We start from the raw sequence: 1,042 nt of genomic DNA on the forward strand, positions 1-1,042 counted from the left end.
GTTTAGGGGTGATACCGCCCAATGCCATATTTGGGCGTTCATGGTTGTATCGCCACATCCATTGGGTGGCGTAATCTCGAACTTCATCAAGGTTGCGCCAATGGTACTGCGACAGCCATTCATAGCGAACGGTCCTATTGAAGCGCTCAACATAGGCATTTTGCTGAGGCTTGCCAGGCTGGATATATTCCAGCCGAATACCATTGGTACTTGCCCAGTTTTGCAGCGTTGCACTGATGTATTCAGGACCGTTGTCACAGCGAATGACTTGGGGCTTGCCACGCCACTGCATGATTTGCTCTAACACCCGAATCACGCGCTGCGAAGGCAGTGAGAAGTCCACCTCAATGCCCAGTGCTTCACGGTTGAAGTCGTCAATAACGTTGAGCAGCCGGATGCTGCGGCCATCTTCAAGCTGGTCGTGCATAAAGTCCATCGACCACACAACATCCCTGCTGGCAGGTACTGTCAGTGGTTCAGGCTTGGATCGCTCCAAGCGCTTGCGTGGCCGTATACGTAGATTGAGCTCCAGTTCCCTGTAAATCCGGTATACCCGCTTGTGGTTCCATTTGAAGCCTCTGACGTTGCGCAAATACAGGAAGCACAAACCAAAGCCCCAGCTACAGTTGTTATCCGTCAGCCGCAGCAGCCACTGCGCAATCTCGTCGTCCTCGATACAGCGCTGAGACTTGTACCGGTAGCAGGCTTGGCTGATTCGAAACGCTTGGCAGGCCAAGCGAATGTTCAGCCCTCGCTGCGCAACTGCATGTTCTGCCATCTCGCGTCTGCGAGATGGCTTCACCACTTTTTTGCCAGAGCCTCCGCCACCACCTCGGCCTTGAGCTTTTCTTCGATGTACATCTTGCGCAGACGGCGGTTCTCTTCTTCCAGCTCCTTCATACGAGCCATCAAAGATGCATCCATGCCACCGAATTTGGCACGCCACTTGTAGAACGTGGCTGCGCTGATGCCAAGCTCTCGACACAGCTCTGGCACTGCCAAGCCAGCCTCTGCACGCTTGAGCGCATCGATGATTTGGCTG

General features: G+C 54.1%; 1 protein-coding gene. It reads right to left on the bottom strand.

Annotation, left to right across the window (positions count from 1 at the left end; genetic code table 11):
- Positions 1-1,042, bottom strand: a protein-coding gene (locus tag AC2I9W_RS17620) for an IS3 family transposase (RefSeq protein WP_486411209.1) whose coding sequence is annotated in 2 segments (ribosomal slippage) — positions 1-813 and positions 813-1,042 — 1,043 coding nt annotated over the 2 segments. Because the reading frame shifts where the segments join, the coding sequence is not laid out codon by codon here. This gene is flagged as partial in the annotation.

Source organism: Comamonas sp. FUJ_7 (assembly GCF_057369555.1).